The organism is Variovorax paradoxus (genome assembly GCF_009498455.1).
Taxonomy (GTDB): domain Bacteria; phylum Pseudomonadota; class Gammaproteobacteria; order Burkholderiales; family Burkholderiaceae_C; genus Variovorax; species Variovorax paradoxus_H.
Window position 1 is genome coordinate 5713443 of record NZ_CP045644.1, and the last position, 25233, is coordinate 5738675.

Genomic DNA, 25233 nt, shown 5'->3' on the forward strand with positions numbered 1-25233 from the left:
GCATCGCCGCATTGCTCTGTCTTACTTGCGCAGCAGCGCTTTCAGCGCGTTCTGCAGACGGCGCGCGGTGGCGGCGTCGTGCGCAGCAGCGAGCACCTTGCCGGCGTCCTGGCCCCAGGTCTGGGCCGGCGTCGGGTCGCCGCGCTTCGTCAGCAGCTTGAGCTGCAGCGCGCGGCGTGCGTCGAGTTGCTCGGCGGGCGTCGGCACTTCGGCTGCCATTTCGAGGCGCAGCAGCGCTTCGGCGGCATCGCTCGTGGCAGCGGTCGGTGCGGCACCCACGGCCTGCGACCACTGGCTGCGCACGGCCGGCGTCACTGCACGACCCAGTTCCTGCGCGCTCGGCAGACGGGCGGCGTCGCGCTGCTCCCAGGCGCCGAGCACCTGCGTGAGCGCCTCGCCATGGGCCTGCGCGGCCAGCTTGCGCAGCGCAAAGTCGGCGCGCTCGAGCGCTTCGCGCTGCGCACGGAAGGCGGCATCGCCCAGGCGCGGGCCGCGGTCTTCGCGCGGCGGACGGTCGCCGAAACGGCCACCGCCACCGGGCGCGCCGCGATCGCCACCGCGGGCATCGGGGCGCGGGCCGCCACGGTCGTTCGGGCGGCCAGGGCCGCCGGCACCGGGACGGCCAGCGTCGCGTCGATCGCCGAAACGGCCCGTGCCGCGAGCGGCTGGTGCGGCTTCGCCCTTCTTGCTGCTGGGCCGATCGTCGCCACGCATGGCCACCACAGGCTTGGGTGCGGGCTTCGGCGGCGCGGCCGGTGCGGGCGCCGGGCTGTCGACGCTGGCGGCCTCGCCAGCTTCGTGTGCGGTGCTGTCGCTGCGGGCCGAGGCATCGGCACCGTCTGCGGGTGCGACCAGATCGGGCGCATCGGCCGCTGCCGCCGCGGGTGCGGACGGCGTGGCTTCGGCATCGCTCGAACCCGGCGTCTGCTCGGCGCTTTCACCGAACTCGGCGGCGGCCTGGCCGGGGGCTTCGACACCGGTCGCGCCGACCGCGGGGCCGTCGCTCGTGGTGGCAGGCGCCGGTGCGGGCGCAGGTGCCCGCGCAGGCGCTTCACCGCGCAGCGCGGCTTCGAGGCCGGCGATGGCGGCACGGATCTTCTGTGCGTCGCCACCGGCATTGGCCGCATCGAGCGCCTTGGACGCGTCGAGCACATAGCGATCGTGCTCGCTCATGGCCGACGACGCCTTCTCGCGCTCGGCGGTCTTGCGGTTGAAGGCTTCGTCGATGGGCGCGCGGAAGGCGTCCCACAGCTTCTGTTCGTGACGGCGGTCGAGCGGCACGCTCTGCGCCTCGGCCTGCCAGCGCTGCTGCAGCGCCTTCACGGCGTCGATGCGCAGCATCGGCTGGGCGCCCAGTTCGGTGGCTTCAGCGATCATGGCCTGGCGGCGCTCGACGCTCGCCTTCTGTGCCGTTTCGAACGGGGCACGGGCGGCGCCGAAGGCTTCGTTCCACAGCGGTTGCAGCTCGGCGAACACCTTCTCGCCCACGTGGCCGGCATCGCGCCAGCGGTCGGCGAACTGGTGCAACGCGCGGTTGTGCGCCTTCAGGTCGGTGGCGCCGGCATGCTCGGCAGCCCAGGCCTTGACCTCTTCGATCAGCGCGACACGCAGGCCGCGGTGCTCGGCGGCATCGGCGCGCACCTTCTCGAGCCACGCCTCGACGACCTTGTGGGCTTCGTTGCAGGCTTCGTCGAAACGCTTCCACAGCGCGTGGTTCGGCACGCCGCCCTGGTCGGCCTGCTTCCACTGGTCGCGCAGGGCGCGCAGGGTTTCCTGCATCTTGCGGCCACCGAGGGCCTGGCCTTCGGGGCGCTTGAGCAGGCCTTCGGCCTTGGCGACGAGGTCTTCGCGGACCTTGTCGGCGCTCCAGCGCTGCCAGCCTTCGAGTTCGCCGGCGGCGACCAGTGCAGCGTGCACACGGGCTTCGAGCGGCGCGTCGACCAGCTTGCCGTGCTCCTTGAGCACGGCGCGCAGTGCCGCGGCGGCGCCGGCACTGGCCTTGCCGTGGCCTTCGGCGGTTTCCTGTTCGAGCTTGGCGAGGGCGGCCTGCACGGCGTCTTGCGCCGCAGCGCGCACGGCCGGGTCAACCTTGGGTGCGGCGGGGCGTGCGGGTGCGGCGGCCTTGGGCGCCACCACTTCGCCGCGTGCGGCGCGCAGTTCGTCGGCCCAGACAGGCACGGGCGGCAGCGGTGCGGCGGCATCGGCCGCGGCGGCAATCGCCTGCGCCAGCGCGCCGTGGAACGAGTCGGACACCACGAGCAGCTGCGACTTGGAGGCGTCGAGCTGTGGTGCGAACTTGGCGTCGAGGCTGTTCCAGTTGGCATCGGCCACGATGTCGGCAGCCTGCTGCTGCCAGTGGGTCACGTCGGCGCGCAGCGATTCCTCGGCGGCCTGGGCGTCTTTCCAGCCCTTGGTGGACAGCACTTCAAAGCGCTGCGCCAGCAAGACGGCGGCTTCGCGGTGGACCTGCGCGCGGTGCTGCAGGTCTTCGATACCCTTGACGCGCTCGGCCAGCTGGGCCTTGAGGCCAGCCAGCGGTTCGCGCGACAGCGGCGCGCCGGCCTTGGCGGCGTCACGCTGCCAAGCCAGTGCGTCGGCGATGTTGAGCTTGGACTGGGCCAGCAGCGTCTCGGCCTTTTGCGCCCATTCGGCGGCAATGGCCTCCTGGCCCTTGGCGCGTTTGATTTCGTCGAGTTTTTCGCGCAGCAGGCGCGCCGCGCCCTTGTCGCGGCCGCTCAATTCCTTGAAGACCTCTTGCATCTGCTCGGACGTGGGGTTGCCCGCGAGCCAATCGCGGATGCGCGCGGAACGCTCGCCCGAGGTTGGCGCGGTGAAGGCGCCACCGGTGAGGGTGTCGAGGGCCTGGAGGTCGTGTGGCTTGGAAGAAGTAGAGGTCACTGCGCGAAATCGTTGTCTTGGTAGAGAAAGCGAAGGCGCCGGCAAAGGCCGGCGCACATCGACATTTTCACCCAGTTGGCGAACGGCCCGCCGAATTCCGTATCGGAACCGCGGCGCGCACCGTTCGACGGGCTGGAAAGGGCCCGCTGGATATATGGCAAGGCGAGGCGAAAAGCCAAGCCCCGCCGGCTATTTCATGGTCAGGCTCAGCTCGGCGCCGGGCTTCCAGTCGTTGCCGCTGGCGGTGGTGCGCACGGCCCCCAAGAACAGGCGCTCGCTCGGCAGCTTCTGCGCCAGCAGGTAGTCGCGCACCACGGCGCCGCGCTCGACCGCGAGCTGGCGCATCGACTCTTCGTCGACCGGCACGCTGGCCAGCAGCAGGTTTTCCATTTCCTTCACCGGCAGGTCCTTGGCCAGGCCGACCATGTTGCGCGGCTTGGTGATGTCGGAGCGCTTGTACACGGCCGTGAGCAGCGCGGGGTATTCGGCGTCGGTCACCGGCGGCACCTCGGTGCCGGTCTGGCCGCCGCGCACCGCGACCCGGCGCTTCTCGGCCTGGGTCAGCTGGCGCAGGCGCTGGCGCTGGTAGGCGTCGCGTTCCTTTTCGAGGCTGGAGGTGCCCACTACGGTCATCTGCAGCGTCGGCCGCTCGGTCAGGGCCTTCACGACCTTGTCCAGGCTTTCCTTGGCGCCGGCACTGAGCGTCGAACTGCCGGGCTCGAAGGTGATCGCGCTCGAATCGCCGCTGCCGCCACCGCCTAGCCCGCCGGTCAGCAGGCTGAACGGCGCGGTCACGGCCTTGACGATCAGGTTGACCACGGCCTTCCAGATCAGCGGGCCGATGCTGAACTGCGGATCGTTGAGCGAGCCGCTGAGTGGCAGGTCGACGTCGATCACACCGTTGCGGTCGGCCAGCAGCGTCACGGCCAGGCGCACGGGCAGGCTGTTGGGCGCGCCGGCCACCTCGTCGCCGAACTTCAGCTGGTTGAGCACCAGCTTGTTGGTGGCAGTGAGCTGACCGTCGGGCGCGATCTTGTAATTGACGTCCATGCTCATCTTGCCGCGCTCGATGCCGTGGCCCGCGTAGCGCACCGAGTACGGCGACAGCGGGGCCAGGTCGAGGTCGCGCATCTTGGCGGTGATGTCGAGTTCGAGCGGCTTGGCCAGCGGGTTGAGCTTGCCGGTGATTTCCAGCGCCGCAGTCTGCTGCGCCTTGCCACGCAGTTCGAGGTCGGCCAGCGCCGGGCGGCCGCCCTGCCCGTTCGGCGGGTTCGACGAGAACGAACTGAGCTTGCCGGTCAGCTCGCTGAGGTCGGCCGAATAGTTGGGCTTGACGAACAAGTCGGTGAAGTCGATCTTGCCGTTGACCAGGCTCATCGGACCGAAGTTGATGACCGGCGCCGGGCCGCTGTCGGCTGCGGGCGCTGCAGCCACGGCCGGCGCGGAGGCGACAGGCGCAGGCTCGGGGGCGCCACCGACCATGGCTTCGGCCGACACCGGCGCACCGCCCGAGGCCCGCTGCGGCGCCGAAGTCGGTGCGCGGGTCGTGGTGGTGGTGCCGCCCGGGCCCTTCTTCGTGCTGGCTTCGGTGGCGGCAGCGGCCTTCGAGGCCTCTTCGCCCTTCTTGGTCAGGCTCAGCAGGTTGAGGCGGCCCGTGGGATCGACGATCACGCGGGCGAAGAAGTCGGTCAGCGTGGTCTCGCGCACGTCGACGGTCGGGGCGGCATTGGGCGCCAGGCTGACCTGCAGGCCGCGCAGGCTCAGGGTCTTCCAGCTCAACAACTGGCTGTTGCCACGGTCGAAGCCCGGCGATTGGGTCAGCGAGACGCTGTTGGCGCGGAAATCGTCCAGCGCGGTATCGCCGGCCAGCTTGACGTTCATGCCGGCCGGCGTGGTCGCGTAGCGCACCGTGCCGCGGTAGCTCGCGAAGGCGCGCCGGATGTCCACGTTGAGCGCGTCGGCGTAGTAGGCCTTGAAGGCATGCGCCGGGAACGACGCCACCTCGAGCCGGCCCTCGGCCGCGAGCGGCTTGAGCACGACGGTGCCCTTGTAGTCGAAGCGCCCCGGGTCCGCACGGCGGCCCGCGCCGATGCGGCCCGACACCTGCAGCGGCGAGACGGTGTGGGTGTCGGGTGCGATCTTCTGGGCGTGGAGCTTGAAGGCCGTGACCTCGATCGCCACCGGCGCCGAGCCGGCCTTGTCCGCATAGGACAGGCTGCCGTTGTCCACGGCCAGCGTGCCCAGCGTCAGCGCCCAGGGCTTGGTGTTGGCATTGGCGCGCGCCGCACCGGCGTCGGCCGGCTTGGGCGCCGCCGCCTTGGCGTTGCCGGCGGGGGTCTTGAGCCAGCGCTCGAACATCCAGCGCTTCTCGTTGTCGCGCTCGATGCTCACCTTGGGGTTGGTCGCGGTGAACGACGCGATGTTCAAGGTGTGCTTCGTCATGTCGACCTCGGCATCGACCAGCTCGAAGCGGCCGACGCTGGCCAGCGCGGTCTTGGCCTGGGTCAGCGCCAGACCGTCGGCGGCCAGGCGGCGCGCCTTGAACTTCAGGTCGGGCTGGGCCCAGGACACGTCGATCTGGCCGCTGAGCTTGCCGTCGAGCGTGGGTTCCAGGCTCTGCGCCAAGTACGGCGCGGCCAGCGACAGCGGCAGCGCGTCGACCTCGGTCTGCACGTCGGCGACCTTGTCGGTCGCCGTGCCCTTGAACTTCAGCGTGGCGCCGGAAACGGCGGTGCTGCCGTCGAACTGCGCGGGCTTTTCCATGGGCCAGGTGACGGCCGTGAGGTTGATGCCGAGGTCGGTGAGGTCGATGGATGCGCCGGGCTTGACGGTCTCGTCGCGCCAGCCGATGCGTCCGCCGTCGAGCGCGATCTTGTCGACCTGCACCTTGAGCTTGGGCTTCTCGGCCACCGGCTTTCCGTTCGGCGCGCTGGCGGCGGGTGCGGGCAGTGGCGCCACCTTTTCGGCCGCGCCGGTCGCAGGGTTCGTGGCCATCAGGTTGAGCTGGCCGGACGCGTCACGTGCCACCACCAGCTGCGGCTTGACCAGCGCGACCTCGCTCAGGTGGAACACCGACTCCAGCGGGCGCACGTCGGCCAGCGCCAGCTTGAGCGAGTCGAAGGCCAGCAGGTCGCGTCCGCGGGCGTCGCCCAGCTTGGCGCCGTGGGCTTCGACGGTGCCGGTGATCTTCAGGCCGACGGTGCCCGTCTGCTGGAAATCGATCTTCAAATCAGCATCGAGACTGCCGGCCTGCAGCTTCACCGGCAGGCCGCCGGGGATGTAGCCCAGGTACGGCACGAGGTCGAGCCCCTTGAACTGCACGTGGGCGTCGGTCTTGCGGCTTTGCGCGAACGGCGTCGTGAAGGCGGCCGAGTCGAACTGGCTGCCGTTGAGCGCGAAGGCCAGCTTGGGCTCGGTCTTGATCTCGCGCTGGGACGCGAGGTTGCTCAGGAACGGCACATTCAGCGTGAAGCCGCGCAGTTCGTGCCGGCGCTTGACGGTCTGGTCGTCGAAATCGACCGCACCGTCCTTGATCGAGATGTTGTAGATCGCGAAGCGCGCGGGCTCGGCGTTCGGGTCGGGCGGCGGACCCGAGGCCAGCTTGGCCAGGATGTCGTCGATGTCGTACTTGCCGTCGGCCTGGTGCGTGAGCAGCACCGCGGGCGCCTCGACCGTCACCGCGTCGATCACCGGCGCCAGGCGGAACAGCGATTGCAGTTCGGCATCGGCATAGATGCGCTTGATGGCCACCTGCGGCAGCTTGCCGTCGGCGGTGGCAATGCGCAGGTCATTCAGTGCGAGCTCGAGCGTCCAGGGCTTGAAGTCGATCTTGCCGACGGTGACCTGCCGGCCCAGTTTTTCGCTCGCAATCTTCTGGAGCTGGCTCTTGGCAATCGGCGGCACCGCCAGCCAGGCAATGACCCACAAGGCCAACAACACCAGCAACGCGACAACCCCACGCCGCACCCATTTGTTCTGTTTGATCGAAGCAGCATCCATTCGCAGAAGTGTGCCGCAAACAGATGCCAACAAAGTCTGCTGAAACGTGAATGCGTTCCCATTTGGCGAAGCATTGCGATGCCCGCGCGGCCCTCGACAGGAGCGGTAGGCCGAAAGTGTGAACGCCACAAACAAGAAAGCCCGGTGAGTCGACGAATTGTCTTGTCACCGGGCTTGATGGCGGGCCCAAAACCCATGCCATCGATTCGCACGACCGGAAGTAATGGTTCCCACCGTGCTGGCAGCAAGAGATTGCCGCCGTGGAGTCCTCCATCGTTCGAGTCCTTGACTTGCACCTCGGACTGCCTGACTTCGGAAAAACGCCTGAAACCTCAGGCCCGTTCAGATTAGGCGTCCCTCCCTTTCTTTGCAAATGTCTTTTTCCAAGGGATTTCCCGTAGGCGCGCCCCCTGGCGCACCCCTAGGACGAGGGGATTCTTCAAGCACTTATTAACATATGAAATCAAATCCTTATGCTTGACCGTGTATTTAGCCACGCTAGAATCCGCCTGCCCTCGCTGCCGGACGCAGCAGGGCCTCCCTGAATCCGCTGCCGAATTCCACCGGCGTGATCAGGCCGCCGCGCTCCCACCCCCACCCCTCCATGCGCGGAGCCTGATTCGTACATACCAATCCAAGCGCCGCTGCCTTCATCCATCGCCCTTCCGGCGCTGCATGCCAGGTGCCGCACAGAAAGGAAAAAAAGCGATGAGCAAGGCGTTTGATGCCACAGCCCGCGGGCTACGGACCTTCGTGTCCGATGTGGCAGACGGCTTTTTTGAAATCACCCACAACGGGTTTGCACTGGTCGGTCTGGCCATCGTGTTCGCGGCCCTCGCCCTCGTGGCGCGTCCCGACCTGCGCAAGACCGGCGAGGAACAACTGATGGGCTGGCTGGAGTCGCGCAAGCCCGCGCCCGAAGCCACCGACCTCGAGCCGACCGCCATCGAGCGCACCACGGCCGCGAGCCCCGACGATCTGCCCAAGCAGCAGGCGGCGGTGGCCTACTGGCTCAGCAAGAAGTACCGCGTCGCGGCCGAGCCGCTGAGCGTGCTGGTCTCCGAGGCTTACCAGATCGGCAAGCGCACCAAGCTCGACCCGACGCTGATCCTGGCCATCATGGCCATCGAGTCCAGCTTCAATCCGTTCGCCCAGAGCCACGTCGGCGCCCAGGGCCTGATGCAGGTCATGACCCGCGTGCACGGCGACAAGTACGAAAGCGCGGGCGGCACGCTCACCGCCTTCGACCCCGTGACCAACATGCGCGTCGGCGTGAAGGTGCTGCAGGAATGCATCGCCCGTGCCGGCTCGCTCGAAGGCGGCCTGCGCTACTACGTGGGCGCTGCCAACCTGGACGACGACGGCGGCTATGCCGCGAAGGTGCTGGCCGAGCACGAGCGCCTGCGCCAGGTCGCCGCCGGCCGTGCGCCGTCGACGATCGCCGTGCCGCCGCCGACCACGGCGCGCGCGCAGCCGATTCCCGTCGTGGCCCCCGCCAAGCCGGCAGGCGAAGAGCCTGCCACCGGCAGCGAGCCGGCCAAGGTCGCCCTGCTCTCCGCTGTTTCCTGAGGCCTTGCCAACCCTACAGGCCCGGAAGCCTCCGGGCCTGCGCTACACTCGGCCTGTACGCGACTGGCGATAGGCGCAGCACCCTGAAAAAGGTGCCACGCGCTGACGTGGAATACCACTGGGAAGCGTGCCGCCTGACCACAACAGGCGTTCAGCCGTTCGCCTGGGCAGCCCTTGTTTGGTTGAACAAGGACCTCGTCTTCAAAGGACTGCCATGTACCACCGCAACATCCTGGTCGAACAGACCGATCCCGAAATCTGGGCCGCGATTCAAGCCGAAAACGCGCGCCAGGAACACCACATCGAGCTGATCGCCAGCGAGAACTACGCCTCGCCGGCCGTCATGCAGGCCCAGGGCTCGCAGCTCACCAACAAGTACGCCGAAGGCTACCCGGGCAAGCGCTACTACGGCGGCTGCGAGCACGTCGACGTGGCCGAGCAACTGGCCATCGACCGCGTCAAGCAGATCTTCGGCGCCGACGCCGCGAACGTGCAGCCGCATTGCGGCGCCTCGGCCAACGAAGCCGTGATGCTCGCCTTCCTGAAGCCCGGCGACACGATCATGGGCATGAGCCTGGCCGAAGGCGGCCACCTGACCCACGGCATGCCTCTCAATATGAGCGGCAAGTGGTTCAACGTGGTGAGCTACGGCCTGGACGCCAACGAAGCCATCGACTACGACGCCATGGAACGCAAGGCGCATGAGCACATGCCCAAGCTGATCATTGCGGGCGCCTCGGCCTACTCGCTGCGCATCGACTTCGAGCGCTTCGCCAAGGTGGCCAAGGACGTCGGCGCGATCTTCATGGTCGACATCGCCCACTACGCCGGCCTCGTGGCTGCGGGCGTGTACCCCAACCCGGTGCCGCACGCCGACATCGTGACCTCGACCACGCACAAGAGCCTGCGCGGCCCGCGCGGCGGCATCATCCTGATGAAGTCGCAGCACGAAAAAGCCATCAACAGCGCCATCTTCCCGGGCCTGCAAGGCGGCCCGCTGATGCACGTGATCGCCGCCAAGGCCGTCGCGTTCAAGGAAGCCATGACGCCCGAGTTCAAGGCCTACCAGCAACAGGTGGTCAAGAACGCCCAGATCGTGGCCGACACCCTCACCGAGCGCGGCCTGCGCATCGTGAGCGGACGCACCGAGAGCCACGTCATGCTGGTCGACCTGCGCGCCAAGGGCATCACCGGCAAGGAAGCCGAAGCCGTGCTGGGCGCCGCCCACATGACGATCAACAAGAACGCGATCCCCAACGATCCGGAAAAGCCGATGGTCACCAGCGGCGTGCGCATCGGCACCCCCGCCATGACCACGCGCGGCTTCAAGGACGAAGAGGCCCGCCTCACGGCGAACCTGGTGGCCGACGTGCTCGAGAATCCGCGCGACGCGGCGAACATCGACGCGGTGCGCGCCAAGGTCCATGCCTTGACGAGCCGCTTCCCTGTCTACCGTTGATTTCGTAAGCAACAGAAGAAGAGAAGCACTGGCCGCATGAAATGCCCTTTTTGCGGTCATCTCGAAACGCAGGTCGTCGAGACCCGCGTTTCGGAAGACGCCGACTTCGTCCGCAGGCGCCGCCAGTGCAGCGCCTGCGACAAGCGCTTCACCACGTATGAGCGCCCGGACGTCAATTTCCCCGTCGTGGTCAAGAAGGACGGCAGCCGCGCCGACTTCGACTCGACCAAGGTCCGCGCCTCGATGATGCTGGCGCTGCGCAAGCGCCCCGTGAGCATCGAGCAGATCGACAACGCCCTGCTGCGCATCGAGCAGAAGCTGCTGGCCAGCGGCCTGCGCGAAATCGATTCGACCAAGGTCGGCGAACTCGTGATGCGCGAACTCAAGAAACTCGACAAGGTCGCCTACGTGCGCTTTGCCTCGGTGTACCGCAGCTTCGAGGACGTGGACGAGTTCCGGCAGTTGCTGCGCGATATCTGAGCGGGGCGCCGCCTCGCGCCGCCCTCGCCTTTTTTCCCGCTTCGCTCCATGCCCTCCTCCGAACACATCGCGACCGCACTGCGGCTCGCCGCTTCCGCGATCCGCCTGACCGACCCGAACCCGCGCGTCGGCTGTGTGCTATGCGACGCCGACGGCCGCGTGATCGGCCAGGGCCATACCCAACAGGCCGGCGGCCCGCACGCCGAGGTGATGGCGCTGCGCGACGCGCAGGCCCAGGGCCATTCGACCGCGGGCGCCACCGCCTACGTCACGCTCGAACCCTGCTCGCACCACGGCCGCACCGGCCCCTGCTGCGACGCACTCATCGCCGCCGGCGTGCGCCGCGTCGTGGCCTCGCTGGCCGATCCGAATCCGCTCGTGGCGGGACAGGGCTTTGCGCGCCTGCGTGCGGCAGGCATTGAAGTCGAAGTCGGACCAGGCGCTGGCGAATCCCGCGAGCTCAACATCGGCTTCTTCAGCCGCATGATCCGCCAGCAGCCCTGGGTTCGAATGAAGATCGCCGCGTCGCTCGACGGCCGCACCGGCCTGCAGAACGGCGTGAGCCAATGGATCACCGGCGAGGCCGCGCGCACCGACGGCCATGCCTGGCGGGCCCGCACCGGCGCGGTGCTGACCGGCGTCGGCACGCTGCTCGAAGACAACCCGCGCCTGGACGTGCGTTTGGTCGACACACCGCGCCAACCCCACCTCATCGTGGTCGACAGCCACCTCCAGACCTCGCCCGACGCTCACATTTTCATAGCTGGCCGCGCCGTCTGGATCTACGCTGCCAGCCGGCACAACGAAGAAAAGGCGGCCGCGCTCGAAGCCCGCGGCGCCACCATCACCTGCCTGCCCAACCTGCACGGCAAGGTCGACCTGCCCGCGATGCTCAAGGACCTCGCGGCGCGCGGCGTCAACGAGCTGCACGTCGAATCGGGCCACAAGCTCAACGGCTCGCTGCTGCGCGAGGGCTGCGTGGACGAGCTGCTGGTGTACCTCGCACCCAAGCTGATCGGCAGCGGGCTCGACATCGCCAGCCACCTGCATGCCGAGGGCCCGCTCACGTCGCTCGCGGGCGCGCTGCCGCTCGAATTCAAGTCGGTGGACATGCTCGGGCCCGACCTGCGCATCGTCGCGCGCGTCGCTGGCCGCGACCGCTTCTGAGCCACCGCCGCGGCGGCGCGGCACATTCGCTGCCGCAACAAACCGGCCCTTCGGGCCGAAGACCCCTCGATGTCTGCGAAAATGTGCGAATGTTCACCGGAATCATCACCGGCGTGGGGCGCATCGCCGCCATCCACGACCTCGGCACCTCCTCCTCCTACGGCAAGCGACTCAGCATCGAGGTGCCCGACGGCTACCTCGACGACGTCGGGCTCGGCGACAGCATCGCGCTCAACGGCGCCTGCATGACGGTCACCACGCTCGCACCTGAACGCGGGCAATTCACCATCGACATTTCCGCGGAGTCCCTCGACAAGACGGCCGGCCTGACCGACGAAGGCAGCCGCATCAACCTCGAGAAGGCCCTGCGCGCGAGCGACCGCCTTGGCGGCCACATCGTCTCGGGCCACGTGGACGGCATCGGCACCGTCAGCTTCTTCGCGCCGGTCGGCGAAAGCTGGGAGCTGCGCGTGGTCGCACCGCCCGCGCTCGCACGCTTCCTGGCCTACAAGGGATCGATCACTATCAACGGCGTGAGCCTCACCGTCAACAGCGTGAGCGACATTGCCGATGGCGCCGAAGTCAGTATCAACCTGATCCCGCACACCGTGGACAACACCTCCCTCGGCGGCCTGTCGGCCGGCTCGAAGGTCAACCTCGAAATCGACACCGTGGCGCGCTACGTGGAGCGCATGCTCCAGGCCGGCGTCCTGGTGCCCCAGACTTCCACGTATTCCAAGGACACCGCCGAATGAACGCCTCCGTCACGCCGATCGGCGCCTCCCGCGCCGACCGTGCGCCCGCACCGATCTCCCCGGTCGAAGACATCGTGGCCGAGCTGGCCGCCGGCCGCATGGTCATCCTCGTGGACGAGGAAGACCGCGAGAACGAAGGCGACATCGTCATCGCGGCCGACCACATCACCGCCGAATCCATCAACTTCATGGCACGCCACGCGCGCGGCCTGATCTGCCTCACGCTCTCGCGCGAGATGTGCGAGCGGCTGCAGCTGCCGCCGATGGTCCAGCGCAACGGCGCCAAGCATTCGACCGCGTTCACCGTCTCCATCGAAGCGGCCGAAGGCGTGACCACCGGCATTTCGGCCGCCGACCGCGCCCGCACCGTGCAGGCCGCCGTGGCACGCAACGCCGTGGCCGCCGACCTGGTGCAGCCCGGCCACATCTTTCCGCTGCAGGCGGTGGACGGCGGCGTGCTCATGCGCGCCGGTCACACCGAAGCCGGCTGCGACCTCGCCGCCATGGCCGGCTGCTCGCCCGCCTCGGTGATCTGCGAGGTGATGAACGAAGACGGCACGATGGCCCGCCTGCCCGACCTGCAGATCTTCGCGGCCGAGCACGGCCTGAAGATCGGCACCATCGCCGCGCTCATCGAGCACCGCAGCCGCGTCGAATCGCTGGTCGAAAAAGTCGGCTGCCGCGAAATCCAGACCAACTGGGGCACCTTCACGGCCCACGCCTTCATCGACAAGCCCAGCCGCGGCGTGCACCTGGCACTGGTGCGCGGCCAGTGGGCGCCCGAAGACACGGTGTCGGTGCGCGTGCACGAGCCGCTGTCGGTGCTCGACGCGCTCGAAGTCAACCGCCCGATGCACTCCTGGAGCCTGGACGCCAGCCTTTCGCACATCGCGAACGAAGGCAAGGGCGTGGCCGTGCTGCTGAACTGCGGCGAAAGCGCGGCCGAGCTGCTGTCGCAGTTCGACGGCACCGCGCGCCCTGCGCAGGCGCCCGAGCGCGGCCGCATGGATCTGCGCAACTACGGCATCGGCGCGCAGATCCTGCGCGAATGCGGTGTGCACAAGATGAACCTGCTCGGCGCGCCGCGTCGCATGCCGAGCATGGCCGCCGGCTTCGGCCTCGAAATCGCCGGTTACCTCACGAAAGACTGAACGACCATGCAAGGTTCAAACAAGGGCGCGACCACGCTCAACGGCAAAGGCCTGCGCATCGGCATCGTGCAGGCCCGCTTCAACGCCGACATCACCGACGCACTGGCCACGGCCTGCCTGTCGGAGCTCGAAGCGCTCGGCGTGGCTGCTTCCGACATCCATCATGTGCAGGTGCCCGGCGCGCTCGAAGTGCCCGTGGCGCTGCAGGCACTCGCCGAGCGCGGCGGCTACCACGCGCTCGTGGCGCTGGGCTGCATCATCCGCGGCGAGACCTACCACTTCGAACTGGTGGCCAACGAATCGGGCGCGAGCGTGAGCCGCGTCGCGCTCGACTACCGCCTGCCCATCGCCAACGCGATCCTCACGACCGAAAACCTCGAACAGGCCGTCGCCCGCCAGACCGACAAGGGCCGCGACGCAGCCCAGGTGGCGGTCGAGATGGCACAACTGCTGGCCACCCTTTCATGACCGAAGACACCTCCAAGTCCGCCAAATCCCGCCAGTCGCGCACCGGCCTCACGAGCACGGGCGTTCGCAAGGCCGCGGCCAAGTCGAACCGCAGCCGCGCACGCGAGTTTGCGTTGCAGGCGCTCTACCAGCACCTGGTGGGCCGCAACGACCCGACCGACATCGACCATTTCACGCGCGACCTCGCGGGCTTCCACAAGGCCGACGCCGCGCACTACGACGCGCTGCTGCACGGCTCGATCAACGGCGCCGAGCAGCTCGACGCGCTGATCCTGCCGCTGCTGGACCGCAAGTTCACGGAAATCTCGCCCATCGAGCACGCCGTGATGTGGATCGGCGTGTACGAGTTCCAGAACTGCCCCGACGTGCCCTGGCGCGTGGTGCTCAACGAGTGCATCGAACTCGCCAAGGAATTCGGCGGCACCGACGGCCACAAGTACGTGAACGCCGTGCTCAACGGCCTGGCGCCGCAGCTGCGTCCCCTCGAAGTCGAAGCCGACCGGGCGTCGGGCAAGGCGCGCCCATGAGGATCTCGACGCGCGCGCAGCGCATCGAACCGTTTTACGTGATGGAGGTGGCGAAGGCCGCCGGCGTGCTGGCCCGCGAAGTGGCCCACACCGACCGTCCGATGATCTTCCTGAACATCGGCGAGCCTGACTTCACCGCCCCGCCCCTCGTGCAGGAAGCTGCCGCCCGCGCCGTGCGCGCCGGCGCCACGCAGTACACGCAGGCCACCGGCCTGGACCACCTGCGCGAACGCATCAGCGGCTGGTACAAGCAGCGCTTCAACGTCGACGTGCCGGCCCGCCGCATCGTCGTCACGGCCGGCGCTTCGGCTGCGTTGCAGTTGGCCTGCCTCGCGCTGATCGAATCGGGCGACGAGATCCTGCTGCCCGACCCGAGCTACCCCTGCAACCGCCACTTCGTGAGCGCGGCAGACGGCAAGGCCGTGCTGGTGCCGACCACGGCCGAAGAGCGCTTTCAGCTCACCGCCGCCAAGGTCGAGGCCGCCTGGACCGTCAAGACGCGCGGCGTGCTGCTGGCCTCGCCGTCGAACCCTACCGGCACCTCGATCGCGCCCGACGAACTGCGCCGCATCCACGAGGTGGTGTCGCAGCGCGGCGGCATCACGCTGATCGACGAGATCTACCTGGGCCTGTCGCACGACGACGCCTTCGGGCAGACGGCACTGGCCATCGACGACAACGTCATCAGCATCAACAGCTTCAGCAAGTACTTCAACATGACCGGCTGGCGCCTTGGCTGGCTGGTGGTGCCCGACGTGCTGGTGCCGGTGGTCGAGCGCCTCGCGCAAAACCTCTTCATCTGCGCGAGCACGGTGTCGCAGTACGCCGCACTGGCCTGCTTCGAGGACCAGAGCATCACCGAGTACGAACGCCGCCGCGCCGAGTTCAAGGCGCGCCGCGACTGGTTCATTCCGCAGCTCAATGCGCTCGGACTGAATGTGCCTGTGGTGCCCGACGGCGCGTTCTACGCCTGGGCGGACTGCACGAGCGTGGCCGAAAAACTCGGCATCTCGGGCAGCTGGGATTTCGCCTTCGAGACCATGAAGCGCGCCCACCTCGCCGTGACGCCCGGCCGCGACTTCGGCACGGCCGAAACCGCGAAGTTCGTGCGCTTCTCGACCGCCAGCTCGATGGCGCACCTGCAGGAATCGGTCGAACGCCTGCGGGCCATGATCGCGCAATGAGTTTCGAGTTTCCGATCCGCGTCTACTGGGAAGACACCGATGCCGGCGGCATCGTGTTCTACGCCAACTACCTGAAGTTCATGGAGCGCGGTCGCACCGAGTGGCTGCGCTCCCTGGGCGTCGAGCAGCGCAAGCTCAAGGAAGCCACCGGCGGCCAGTTCGTGGTGAGCGAAACGCAGCTCAAATACCATCGGCCCTCGCGGCTGGACGACGAACTGCTGGTTACAGCCGAGCTCCGACAATTGGGCACCGCGTCGTTGATAATCGGTCAGCGCGTGCTATCAAAAACAGAGCAAGAACGCACCGGGGCCGCGGCACCGGTCTTGCTGTGCGAAGGCACGATCCGCATCGGCTGGGTGGACGCCTCCACCTTGCGCCCTGCGCGCATTCCGGCCCAAGTTTCGGGAACCCTCGAGCACTCCAGCGGCTCCATGACTCAACCTTTCAAGCCATGAACCAAGATCTCTCCATCATCAATCTCCTGCTCCACGCCAGCTTCGTGGTGCAACTGGTCGTGCTACTCCTGGTGATCGTGTCGGTCGCCAGCTGGGCCGCCATCATCCGCAAGTACTTTTCCCTCAAGCGCATCCGTGTGCTCAATGAAGACTTCGAGCGCGAGTTCTGGTCGGGCACCAGCCTGAACGAGCTGTTCGCCTCGGCGGCACAGAACGCCAAATTCGCCGGCCCCATGGAGCGCATCTTTGCCTCCGGCATGCGCGAGTACCAGAAGCTGCGCGAGCGCCACGTGACCGACGCACCCACGCTGCTGGACGGCGCCCGCCGCGCGATGCGCGCGAGCTTCCAGCGCGAGTTGGATGCAGCCGAGCAGAACCTGTCGTTCCTGGCCACCGTCGGTTCGGTGTCGCCGTACGTGGGCCTGTTCGGCACGGTTTGGGGGATCATGCATGCCTTCACCGGCCTGGCCGCCCTCACGCAGGTGACGCTGGCCACCGTGGCGCCCGGCATTGCCGAAGCGCTGGTGGCCACCGCCATCGGCCTGTTCGCCGCCATTCCCGCGGTGGTCGGCTACAACCGCTTCGCGCGCGAGATCGACAAGATCGCCATCGCCCTGGAGACCTACATCGAAGAGTTCTCCAACATCCTGCAGCGCAACCTCTCGGCCAACCCCGGCGCCGTGACGCCCGCCGCCTCGGTCACCGCCGCGAACCGCTAAGCAGCGGCGCGCACAAGACAAAGGACGCGACGACATGCCCGCCGTTTCATCCCGGGGCCGCGGCCGCCGCACGATCAACGAGATCAACATGGTCCCGTTCATCGACGTGATGCTGGTGCTGCTGATCATCTTCATGGTCACTGCCCCGCTCATCACGCCGAGCGTGATCAACCTGCCGACGGTCGATCGTGCCAACAAGCAGCCCGACAAGCCCATCGAGATCGTCATCAAGAGCGACGACGAAGTGCAGATCAAGAAAGACCCGTCCACCGGCACCGGCGGCGCGTCGATTCCCATGACGCAGATCGGCTCGGCCGCCAAGGCCGCGCAAGGCGGCGACGCCCAGCGCCCCGTGGTCATCAGTGCCGACAAGTCGGTGAAGTACGAAACCGTCGTGAAGGCGATGAACCAGCTCAAGCGCAGCGGCATCGAGCGCGTGGGGCTGTCGGTCACGACCACGGGCGGCAAATAAGGCATGTCGCTCGCCCTGGATCGCCCCGAGTTCGCGCCGCCACCGCAGCGCGGCACGCCCCGCGCGGTGGTGCTCGCGCTCATTGCCCACGCGCTGCTGATCGCCGCCCTCACCTGGGGTGTGCGCTGGCGCAGCGAAGCCGACGACGGCGCGGTCGATGCCGAGCTGTGGTCCACCACGGTGATGCAGGCCGCCCCGCGCCTGTCGGTGCCGGAGCCGCCGGCCCCGTGCCCGCACCACCGCCGCCCGCACCCGCGCCGCCCCACCGCCTCCCCGGCCGTCAAGCCGCCCGAGCCGGCGCCGGCGCCTGCGCCCGACATCGCGCTGGAGCGCGAGAAGAAGCTCAAGGAACAGAAAGCGCAGAAGGAGCGCGAACTCGAACAGCAGCGCCAGCAGCAACAAAAGAAGAAAGAGCTCGAGGCCAAGGAACGCGCCGAAGACGAAGCCGAGCGCAAGAAAGAGCAGCAGAAGAAACTGGCCGAGCAGAAGAAGCAGCAGGAAGCCGAGGCCAAGCAGGCCGAAGCGAAGAAGGCTGAAGCGGCCGCCAAGCAGGCGGCTGCCGACCGCGCCGCGACGCTCAAGCGCATGCAGGGCATGGCCGGTGCCAGCGGCAGCGACGATGCCAAGGGCAACGCGCTGCGCTCGTCCGGCCCGTCGAGCGGCTATGCCGGCCGCATCGCGGCCGCCGTGCGCCCGAACATCACCTTCCCCGATGCAGACAGCGTGAACGGCAACCCGGAAGCCGAGTTCGAAGTGAGGCTCGCACCCGACGGCACCATCGTCGGCGTCAAGCTCGCCAAGTCCAGCGGCCTGCCGGCCTGGGACGAAGCCGCCGAGCGCGGTCTTCGCAAGACCGACAAGCTGCCGCGCGACACGGACGGCCGCATCTTCCCGTCGCTCATCGTCACGCTCAAGCCCAAGCGCTGATCCAAGCGCTGGGGCCGCAATCACCCACATCGTGGGTGATTGCAAGCGACGTCACCCGCTCGTTTAGGATCGTCGGCAACTCATTGTTGCTGGCGCTCCTGACATGGTCGACTCTTTCCCTGCCGTTCGCCTCCAAGACCTGACGCCGCTGCCCTACCAGCAGGCACTGGCCGCCCACCTTCAGGCGAACGAACCCGAGGCCTGGCGCTGGGCCGCCTCCGCCGAAGCGCGCGAAGAACACACGGCCGCCATGCGTGCCGAATTGCTGCGCAGTGCCTACCGGCTCAACGCGGACGCGCACCCCGATCTGCATGCCGACGCCACCCTGGCCGCGCAGCGGCTGGGCGTCACCGCGCGCATCACGCTCTACCAGGCCCCATCCGGCGACGGCGCGGCGATGAATGCGGCCATCTACGTCGTGCCGGGCGAAGCGCACATCGTGCTCTCGGGCCCGCTGCTCGAACGGCTGCAGGGCCCGGAGCGCCAGGCCGTGCTCGGCCACGAACTCGCGCACTACCTGCTGTGGGAACGCGACGGCGGCAAGCACCACGTCGTCGACCGCCTGCTGCACGCCACGGCGGCCGACCCGCGCGCCGACGCGAGCCACCTGCAGGCCGCGCGGCGCCATGCGCTGTACACCGAGGCGTTCGCCGACCGCGGCGGCTGCGTGGCCTGCGGCGCGCTCGAACCCGCCGTGAGCGCGCTCATCAAGATCGAGACCGGCCTCACGCAGGTCAACGTGGCGAGCTACCTCGCGCAGGCCGAGGAGATCTGCGCCGACCCCAACAACAAGGCGCTGCAGACGCGCGGCGTGAGCCACCCCGAGGTGTTCGTGCGCGCCCGCGCGCTGCGCCTGTGGACCGGCCGCGAGCACGACGCCGACGAATGGCTGGCCGCCGCGCTCGAAGGCCCGCTCGACCTGGGCACGCTCGACATGCTCGGCCAGCAGCGCGTGAGCGCCCTCACGCGCGCCACCCTCGCGCAGCTGCTGCAACGGCCCGTGCTGCAGTCGGAATCGCTGCTCGCGCATGCGCGGCGCTTCTTCCCCGACTTCGCGCCGCCCACGTCGGCGATGCCGCCGCCCGAGCCCGCGCCCGCCGGCCTGCACGGCTACCTGGCCAGCGTGCTGGTCGACTTCGTCGCCGCCGATCCCGAGATGGACGACGTCACCCTCGCCGCCACGCTCGGCCTGGCCGATGCGCTGGACTGCGCCCAACCCTTCGAACAGCGCGTGCTGAAAGACCTGGGTCTTTCCAAGCGCAACTTCACCCGCGTCAAACGCGACGCCGCCGCCCTGCTCGACAAGGCCGCCACCACCCCGTCGTCTTCTTCGCAGGCCGCCGCCGCATGACCCTCGCCCCCGCCCCGCTCCTGCAACTGCTCGCCACCGCCGAGGCCCACGGCGGCCTGCAGACCGACGACGTGCTCAAGCTCGTGCTGCCGCTGCTGTGCGAGGTCTCGGCCCTGCACGAACTCGGCAACGTCGCCGCGCTCGGCAGCGCCTTCGCCTACCGCGTGACCGACGCGCCCGCCGAACCCGCGCTGGCGCTGGCCCAGCCCGACGGCACCGCGCCGCGCCGCCACCCCGAGGCCATCGCGCCGCTCGAACAACCCGCCGCCTCCGTGCTGCGCGTGGTCGGCGAAACGCGACTGACCGTCGACGCCGAGGCCGACGTCGCGCTCGAAAACCTCGCGGTCATGGCCGATGCCGGGCCCGACACGGTGCCCACGCGCCCCGTCTACCTGCCCGGCTACACCGCGTGGGAGCTGCGCCTGGGCCACCACGATGCGCTCGGCGACATCCTGTGCCTGGGCCAGGTGCTGGCCAGCCTGTCGTGCGGGCTCGACTTCACCGACAGCGACGACCTCACCCGCTTCGCCACGCACCGCGGCAACCTGTTCGAGCTGAACCGCCGGCTGCACCCCGTGGTGGCCGCCGTGATCTTCGAGATGACCGCGCTCGACCGCCACGAGCGCGCGCGCGACCTGCCCTCGGTCATCCGCCGCCTCGAGACCTACCGCGACCAGCCCGTCGACCTCGGCCTGGACCGCATCGCACCCGCAAGAGACGGCGCGGGCCAGCGCCGCCAGGCGATCCAGCTGCACCTGCGCGACCGGCTGTTCGACCTGTCGCGGCGCAACCGCCTGCTGTACTTCAAGCCGACGCAGGCGCATGTGAACCTCACCATCGCCAGCGTGCCGCTGGTGGTCGACCTGAACAGCATCCGCACCGACCAACTGTGCGTGTGGGATGGCCGCTTTGCCATTGACATCGCCAGCTGCGACCCCGTGCCGCTGGCGCGCTGGCTGCGTTTCGAAGACCAGCCCTACCTGCCCGGCGCGCTCGACCGCATCCTGCAGGAGGCACGGCGCGACCGGGCCGAGTACGGCTTCTCGCAGCTGTCGCTGGTGGTGGCCTTCCTGCGCTGGCACAACCTCAAGGAGGGCGAGGCCGAACGGGCCGAGCGCATCGCCTCGCCGCTGCTGATGCTGCCGGTGGAGCTCACGCGCAAGAAAGGCGTGCGCGACCAGTACCTGCTCGAAGCCTCGGCCAGCGAGGCGCAGGTGAACCCCACGCTGCGCCACCACCTGCGCCAGCTCTACGGCATCGCGTTGCCCGAGACGGTGGACCTGCGCGAAACCTCGCTCGAACAGTTCCACGCGCAGCTGTCGGCGCAGATTGCGCAGAGCGAGCCCGGCGTGCAGCTGCGGCTCGTGAAGCAGCCCGAGATCGCCGTGATGCACCAGCGCGCGCGCCAGCGGCTCGAACAGTTCAAGCGCCGCACCCGCGTGCGCTCGCCCTCGGCGGTGCCGGTGGCCTCGCAAGACTTCAGCTACGCGCAGGACGACTTCCGCCCGCGCGGGCTGCAGCTGTTCCATGCGCGCGTGCGCCCCGTGCCGCTGCCGGTGCGCGAGGCCGTCGGCGGCGCGCCGCAGCCGCGCGCGCCGCAGATGGCCGCTACCGTTGCCGACGACACCGAGCGCAAGACCTTCGCGCTGCGCGACAGCAGCGGCAACCCCTACCAGTGGGACGTCGACCTCACGGCCGTGACGCTGGGCAACTTCAACCATCGCAAGATGTCGCTGGTGCGCGACTACTCGGGGCTGGCCGAATCCGACCTGGCCAGCGAAGCCTTCGACCGCGTGTTCTCGCTGCAGCCGCGCCGCGTCGACGCCGAGACACCGCCCGCCCTGCCGCTGGCCGACCAGTGGCCCGTGGTGCAGGCCGACGCCACGCAGACCGCCGCGGTGGCGCTGGCGCGCACGGGCACCAGCTACATCATCCAGGGCCCGCCCGGCACGGGGAAGTCGCAGACCATCACCAACCTGATCGCCGACTACGTGGGCCGCGGCCAGCGCGTGCTGTTCGTCTGCGAGAAGCGCGCCGCCATCGACGTCGTGTTCCACCGCCTGCGCCAGCAGGGGCTGGACGAGCTGTGCTGCATGATTCACGACTCGCAGGGCGACAAGAAGGCCTTCGTGCAGAACCTGCGCAAGACCTACGAGCTGTGGCTCGAAGCGCCCGGCACGCTGGCGCAGGAAAGCACCGAGCGCACGCAGGTGCTCGACGCCATGGACCTCGACCTGCGCGCGCTCGAACGCTTCGATGCCGCCATGCACGACGTGCCCGAGCACATCGCGGTGACGTTGCGCGAATTGCTGTCGCGGCTGGTCGCGCTCAAGGCCAGCGACCCGTCGCTCACGCCGCTGCAGGCCGAGGCGCTGCCCGCCTTCGCCGCATGGCGCCGGCATGCGGAGCTGGTGTCGCGCCTGCACCTGGCCGTGACCGAAAGCCTGGGCGCGCCGAGCTTCGCGCAGCATGTGTTCGCGCAGCTCGCCCCGTCGCTGCTCGCGCAGGAGAAACCGCTCGCGCGGCTGGTCGAACGCAGCGAACGCGCCATCGACCTGAGCGCGCCTTGCCGCGATGCGCTGGTCGACGCCTGGCCACCGCTGGCCGAGGCCGGCGTGCTGTGGCGCGACGCGCTGGCCGTGGTGGCCGATGCGCGCAGCGTCGCCTCGCTGGCCGCGCGCGGCCAGCTCGCGCTGCTCGACGCCGCGCACCCGAGCAGCCTCGCGCTCGGCGCCGCCCTGAACGACAAGCGCACGCTGCAACAGGCGCTCGACGCGCAGCTGCAACGCACCGCCCACTGGCGCGACAAGCTCTCGCCCGGCGACACCGAAGCCGCGCTCGCGCAGGCCCGCACGCAGCAAGGTTCGCTGCTGCGCTGGCTGCAGCCCTCGTGGTGGCGCCTGTCGGGCGAACTCAAGCGCCGCTACGACTTCGCCGCGCATGCCGTGCGTCCGCAGCCCAGCCAGATCCTCGAAGACCTGCGCGCCGAACAGGCCGCGCGCACCGCGCTCGACCAACAGGCGGCGCGCATCGAAGCCGACTACGGCTGCACCGATGCCGATGCCTTCGCGCAGCAGTTGCAGGCCATGCGCGGCATCGACGCCGGCGCCGGCCTGCGCGCGGCGTTCCACGCCCACCTGCGCACCGACGCGGCCCGCCGCAGCGTCGAACAGCTGGTCGCCGCCGCACCGCGCGTCGACACGCTCGACGCCCTCTGGCACGACCTGCTGCACGACGCCGGCGCGCAGCCACTGGACGCGCTCGACGCGCTGGCACGCACGCTGCGCGACCAGGCCGATGCGCTGCCGTCGGTGCTGCAGCCGTTGCAGGAACTGGCCGATGCCGACCCGGCCGTGGCCGCCGCGCTGCGCACGCTGCCGCTGCCGCCCGAGGCGATCGAGTACGCCGTCGCGCGCGAAGGGCTGGAGCGCGTCTACCGCACCGAGCGCTGGCTGCCGCGCTTCGACGGCGCCACGCTCGCGCGCCATGCACAGCGCCTGGGCGAAGGCGAACGCAAGCTGCTCGAACGCAACGCACGCACGCTCGCCGCCGCGGTGCGCCAGCGCTTCCGCGACCATGTGCAGAAGAGCGCCCTGCCCGCCAGCCAGCTCGACGCCGACGGCAAGGTCTTCAAGAAGAGCTACAACGCGGGCCGCCGCGAGCTCGAGCACGAGTTCGGCAAGACCATGCGCTACAAGGCGATCCGCGAACTCGCCAGCGGTGACACCGGCCGCGTGGTGCGCGACATGAAACCGATCTGGCTCATGAGCCCGCTGTCGGTGTCCGACACGCTGCCGCTCGCGGCCGACCTGTTCGACGTGGTGATCTTCGACGAGGCCAGCCAGATTCCAGTGGAAGAAGCCGTGCCCGCGCTGTACCGCGCGCCGCAGATCATCGTGGTGGGCGACGAGATGCAGTTGCCGCCGACCAGCTTCTTCTCGTCAGCCCGCGACGCCGAGGAAGACACCGTCACCGTGGAAGGCGACGATGCAGAGAACGGCGAAGAAGCCGAACGCATCGCCGTCGTGCTCGATGCCGACAGCCTCTTGAACCAGGGTGCGCGCAACCTGCCGGCCACGCTGCTGGCCTGGCACTACCGCAGCCGCTACGAGTCGCTCATCGGTTTTTCGAACGCGGCCTTCTACGCGGGCAACCTGTACACCATTCCCGATCGCAGCCTGCCCGCGCCCGAGCGCGGCGAGATCGTGGTGCAGTCGCGCAGCCCGACCGACGAGTCCGTGAAGGCGCAGGTCGACGCCCTGCTCTCGCGCGCCATCAGCTTCCACCGCGTGGCCGACGCCGTGTACGAGAACCGCATCAACGACGGCGAGGCGCGCCACATCGCGCAGCTGGTGCGCGAGTTGCTGAAGCGCGAGACCGGGCGCAGCCTGGGCATCGTTGCGTTCTCCGAAGCGCAGCAGGGCGAGATCGAGGAAGAGCTGAACGCGCTCGGCGCGGTCGATGCCGACTTTGCGGCACGGCTCGAGGCCGAGTACGTGCGCGAGGAAGACGACCAGTTCTGCGGCCTCTTCATCAAGAACCTGGAGAACGTGCAGGGCGACGAGCGCGACATCATCATCCTCAGCATCTGCTACGGCCCCAACCCCGAGGGCCGCATGCTGATGAACTTCGGCCCCATCAACCAGCGCGGCGGCGAGAAGCGGCTGAACGTGATCTTCAGCCGCGCCAAGCACCACATGGCGGTGGTCTCGACCATCCGCCACGAGGCGATCACCAACGACCACAACGAGGGCGCGGCCGCGCTGAAGAACTTCCTGCGCTATGCCGAGTGCCTGTCACGCGGCGACGAGGACACGGCGCGGCGCGTGCTCGAAGGCATGAACCCGCTCGCGCGCGGCCACGTGGCGCGGCAGGCGCGCACGGACGACGTCACGGCGCAGATCGCGCAGGCGCTGCGCGCACGCGGCCATGCGGTGGACGAACAGGTGGGGCAGTCGCGTTTTCGCTGCGACCTCGCGGTGCGCGCATCGGGCCAGGGGCACTATGCGCTGGGCATTCTGGTGGACGGTGCGGCGCAGGACGGCCACCGCCACAACGTGCTGGAGCGCTATGTGTCGCGCCCCCGCATCCTCGATGCTTTCGGCTGGCAGGTGATGCAGGTGCTGGCCAAGGACTGGCTGCACGCCCCCGAGGCCGTGCTCGACCAGGTCGAGCAGGCCATCGCAAAGGCCGGGGTCAGCGCAGGACGCTGATGACGCGCTTCACGTCGAGTTCGGTCTTGCCGGTGAGCCGGTCCTTGTCGAACTCGCCGCTGAGCTCGACGCGCACCTTGTCGTCGATCTTCACGCCCGGAGGGAAGTACTTGGCGTCGATCTCGACCTTGATGCGGCCCGTGTCGTCGGCAAAGGTGTAGTGCTCGCCGCCGTCGTGCGAGACGATGAAGCCGCGCACCGTGGCGTGCTGGTCGTCTTGGCCGGTTTCGAGCAACTGCTTGACCGTCAGGTTCGGCACCGACGTCGGGCCGGCGTACTGGGCCCAGGCCGCGGCGATGGGCAGCGCCACGCCGAACGTCAACGCGGTGGTCTTGAGGATCTTCTTGAAATGCATGCGGTCGTTTCTCCTGTGAGTGGCCCAAGGCCAGGTTGCAACAACAGATGGACCGCGCACAGGCCTGGGGGTTCCCCAGGCTCG

At 68.9% G+C, this 25233-nt stretch carries 19 protein-coding genes and 1 riboswitch; of the genes, 15 read left to right on the forward strand and 4 right to left on the reverse strand.

The genetic code is table 11. From position 1 onward, the window contains the following. Positions 1-21 precede the first annotated feature (21 nt). Genes GFK26_RS26420 through GFK26_RS26430 form a run of 3 tightly spaced genes read right to left on the reverse strand, consistent with a single transcriptional unit; the run spans position 22 to position 6897 of the window. Positions 22-2898 carry a DUF349 domain-containing protein gene (locus tag GFK26_RS26420; RefSeq protein WP_153284559.1) on the reverse strand — a complete coding sequence of 959 codons (2877 nt, stop codon included), beginning with the start codon at positions 2896-2898 and terminating at the stop codon, positions 22-24. After that, a complete protein-coding gene (locus tag GFK26_RS26425; RefSeq protein WP_153284560.1) occupies positions 2895-3077 on the reverse strand; it encodes a hypothetical protein in 183 nt (60 codons plus the stop codon). Before GFK26_RS26425 ends, GFK26_RS26420 begins: the two co-directional genes overlap by 4 nt. A gap of 10 nt (positions 3078-3087) precedes the next feature. Beyond that, positions 3088-6897 carry a DUF748 domain-containing protein gene (locus GFK26_RS26430; RefSeq protein WP_153284561.1) on the reverse strand — a complete coding sequence of 1270 codons (3810 nt, stop codon included), beginning with the start codon at positions 6895-6897 and terminating at the stop codon, positions 3088-3090. A gap of 708 nt (positions 6898-7605) precedes the next feature. Between GFK26_RS26430 and GFK26_RS26435 the strand changes: the two genes are divergently transcribed. The 15 genes from GFK26_RS26435 (at position 7606) to GFK26_RS26505 (ending at position 24794) form a co-directional block, all read left to right on the forward strand. Next, complete coding sequence (locus tag GFK26_RS26435) at positions 7606-8466, forward strand: lytic transglycosylase domain-containing protein (RefSeq protein WP_153284562.1); 861 nt, start codon at positions 7606-7608, stop codon at positions 8464-8466. Positions 8467-8515: 49 nt separating this feature from the next. Further along, positions 8516-8642: riboswitch (ZMP/ZTP riboswitch) on the forward strand. A 38-nt stretch (positions 8643-8680) separates the two neighbouring features. Continuing rightward, entirely contained in the window at positions 8681-9925 is a 1245-nt protein-coding gene (gene glyA / locus GFK26_RS26440; protein ID WP_153284563.1) for a serine hydroxymethyltransferase, read from the forward strand. A gap of 36 nt (positions 9926-9961) precedes the next feature. Beyond that, positions 9962-10405, forward strand: coding sequence for a transcriptional regulator NrdR (nrdR, locus tag GFK26_RS26445; RefSeq protein ID WP_007836918.1), 444 nt, complete (start codon positions 9962-9964; stop codon positions 10403-10405). Positions 10406-10453: 48 nt separating this feature from the next. Continuing rightward, entirely contained in the window at positions 10454-11572 is a 1119-nt protein-coding gene (gene ribD / locus GFK26_RS26450; RefSeq protein ID WP_153284564.1) for a bifunctional diaminohydroxyphosphoribosylaminopyrimidine deaminase/5-amino-6-(5-phosphoribosylamino)uracil reductase RibD, read from the forward strand. An 89-nt stretch (positions 11573-11661) separates the two neighbouring features. After that, the gene (locus GFK26_RS26455) at positions 11662-12327 is read left to right on the forward strand and encodes a riboflavin synthase (protein ID WP_153284565.1); all 666 of its coding nucleotides are present in this window, start codon (positions 11662-11664) and stop codon (positions 12325-12327) included. Next, positions 12324-13478 carry a bifunctional 3,4-dihydroxy-2-butanone-4-phosphate synthase/GTP cyclohydrolase II gene (gene ribBA / locus GFK26_RS26460; RefSeq protein ID WP_099796647.1) on the forward strand — a complete coding sequence of 385 codons (1155 nt, stop codon included), beginning with the start codon at positions 12324-12326 and terminating at the stop codon, positions 13476-13478. Before GFK26_RS26455 ends, ribBA begins: the two co-directional genes overlap by 4 nt. A gap of 6 nt (positions 13479-13484) precedes the next feature. Further along, positions 13485-13946 carry a 6,7-dimethyl-8-ribityllumazine synthase gene (gene ribH / locus GFK26_RS26465; protein ID WP_101492866.1) on the forward strand — a complete coding sequence of 154 codons (462 nt, stop codon included), beginning with the start codon at positions 13485-13487 and terminating at the stop codon, positions 13944-13946. Continuing rightward, positions 13943-14473 (forward strand): transcription antitermination factor NusB, encoded by a 531-nt coding sequence (gene nusB, locus GFK26_RS26470; RefSeq protein WP_099796645.1) that lies wholly within the window; start codon positions 13943-13945, stop codon positions 14471-14473. Before ribH ends, nusB begins: the two co-directional genes overlap by 4 nt. Continuing rightward, a complete protein-coding gene (locus tag GFK26_RS26475) occupies positions 14470-15657 on the forward strand; it encodes a pyridoxal phosphate-dependent aminotransferase (protein WP_153284566.1) in 1188 nt (395 codons plus the stop codon). The genes nusB and GFK26_RS26475 overlap by 4 nt, the downstream gene beginning before the upstream one ends. Next, complete coding sequence (gene ybgC, locus GFK26_RS26480) at positions 15654-16112, forward strand: tol-pal system-associated acyl-CoA thioesterase (protein ID WP_153284567.1); 459 nt, start codon at positions 15654-15656, stop codon at positions 16110-16112. The genes GFK26_RS26475 and ybgC overlap by 4 nt, the downstream gene beginning before the upstream one ends. Further along, positions 16109-16831, forward strand: coding sequence for a protein TolQ (tolQ, locus tag GFK26_RS26485; RefSeq protein ID WP_099796642.1), 723 nt, complete (start codon positions 16109-16111; stop codon positions 16829-16831). The genes ybgC and tolQ overlap by 4 nt, the downstream gene beginning before the upstream one ends. Before the next feature lie 34 nt (positions 16832-16865). After that, positions 16866-17303, forward strand: a complete 438-nt coding sequence (locus GFK26_RS26490; protein WP_070060386.1) for an ExbD/TolR family protein — start codon at positions 16866-16868, stop codon at positions 17301-17303. 3 nt (positions 17304-17306) lie between these two features. Then, positions 17307-18230 carry a cell envelope integrity protein TolA gene (locus GFK26_RS26495; protein WP_153284568.1) on the forward strand — a complete coding sequence of 308 codons (924 nt, stop codon included), beginning with the start codon at positions 17307-17309 and terminating at the stop codon, positions 18228-18230. A 103-nt stretch (positions 18231-18333) separates the two neighbouring features. Continuing rightward, positions 18334-19581 (forward strand): M48 family metalloprotease, encoded by a 1248-nt coding sequence (locus tag GFK26_RS26500; protein WP_153284569.1) that lies wholly within the window; start codon positions 18334-18336, stop codon positions 19579-19581. Then, on the forward strand, positions 19578-24794 hold the full coding sequence (locus GFK26_RS26505; RefSeq protein WP_153284570.1) for an AAA domain-containing protein: 5217 nt from the start codon (positions 19578-19580) through the stop codon (positions 24792-24794). Before GFK26_RS26500 ends, GFK26_RS26505 begins: the two co-directional genes overlap by 4 nt. Here GFK26_RS26505 and GFK26_RS26510 read toward each other — a convergent pair. After that, positions 24778-25149, reverse strand: a complete 372-nt coding sequence (locus GFK26_RS26510; protein ID WP_153284571.1) for a YgiW/YdeI family stress tolerance OB fold protein — start codon at positions 25147-25149, stop codon at positions 24778-24780. The genes GFK26_RS26505 and GFK26_RS26510 overlap by 17 nt on opposite strands. Between the last annotated feature and the right edge of the window lie 84 nt (positions 25150-25233).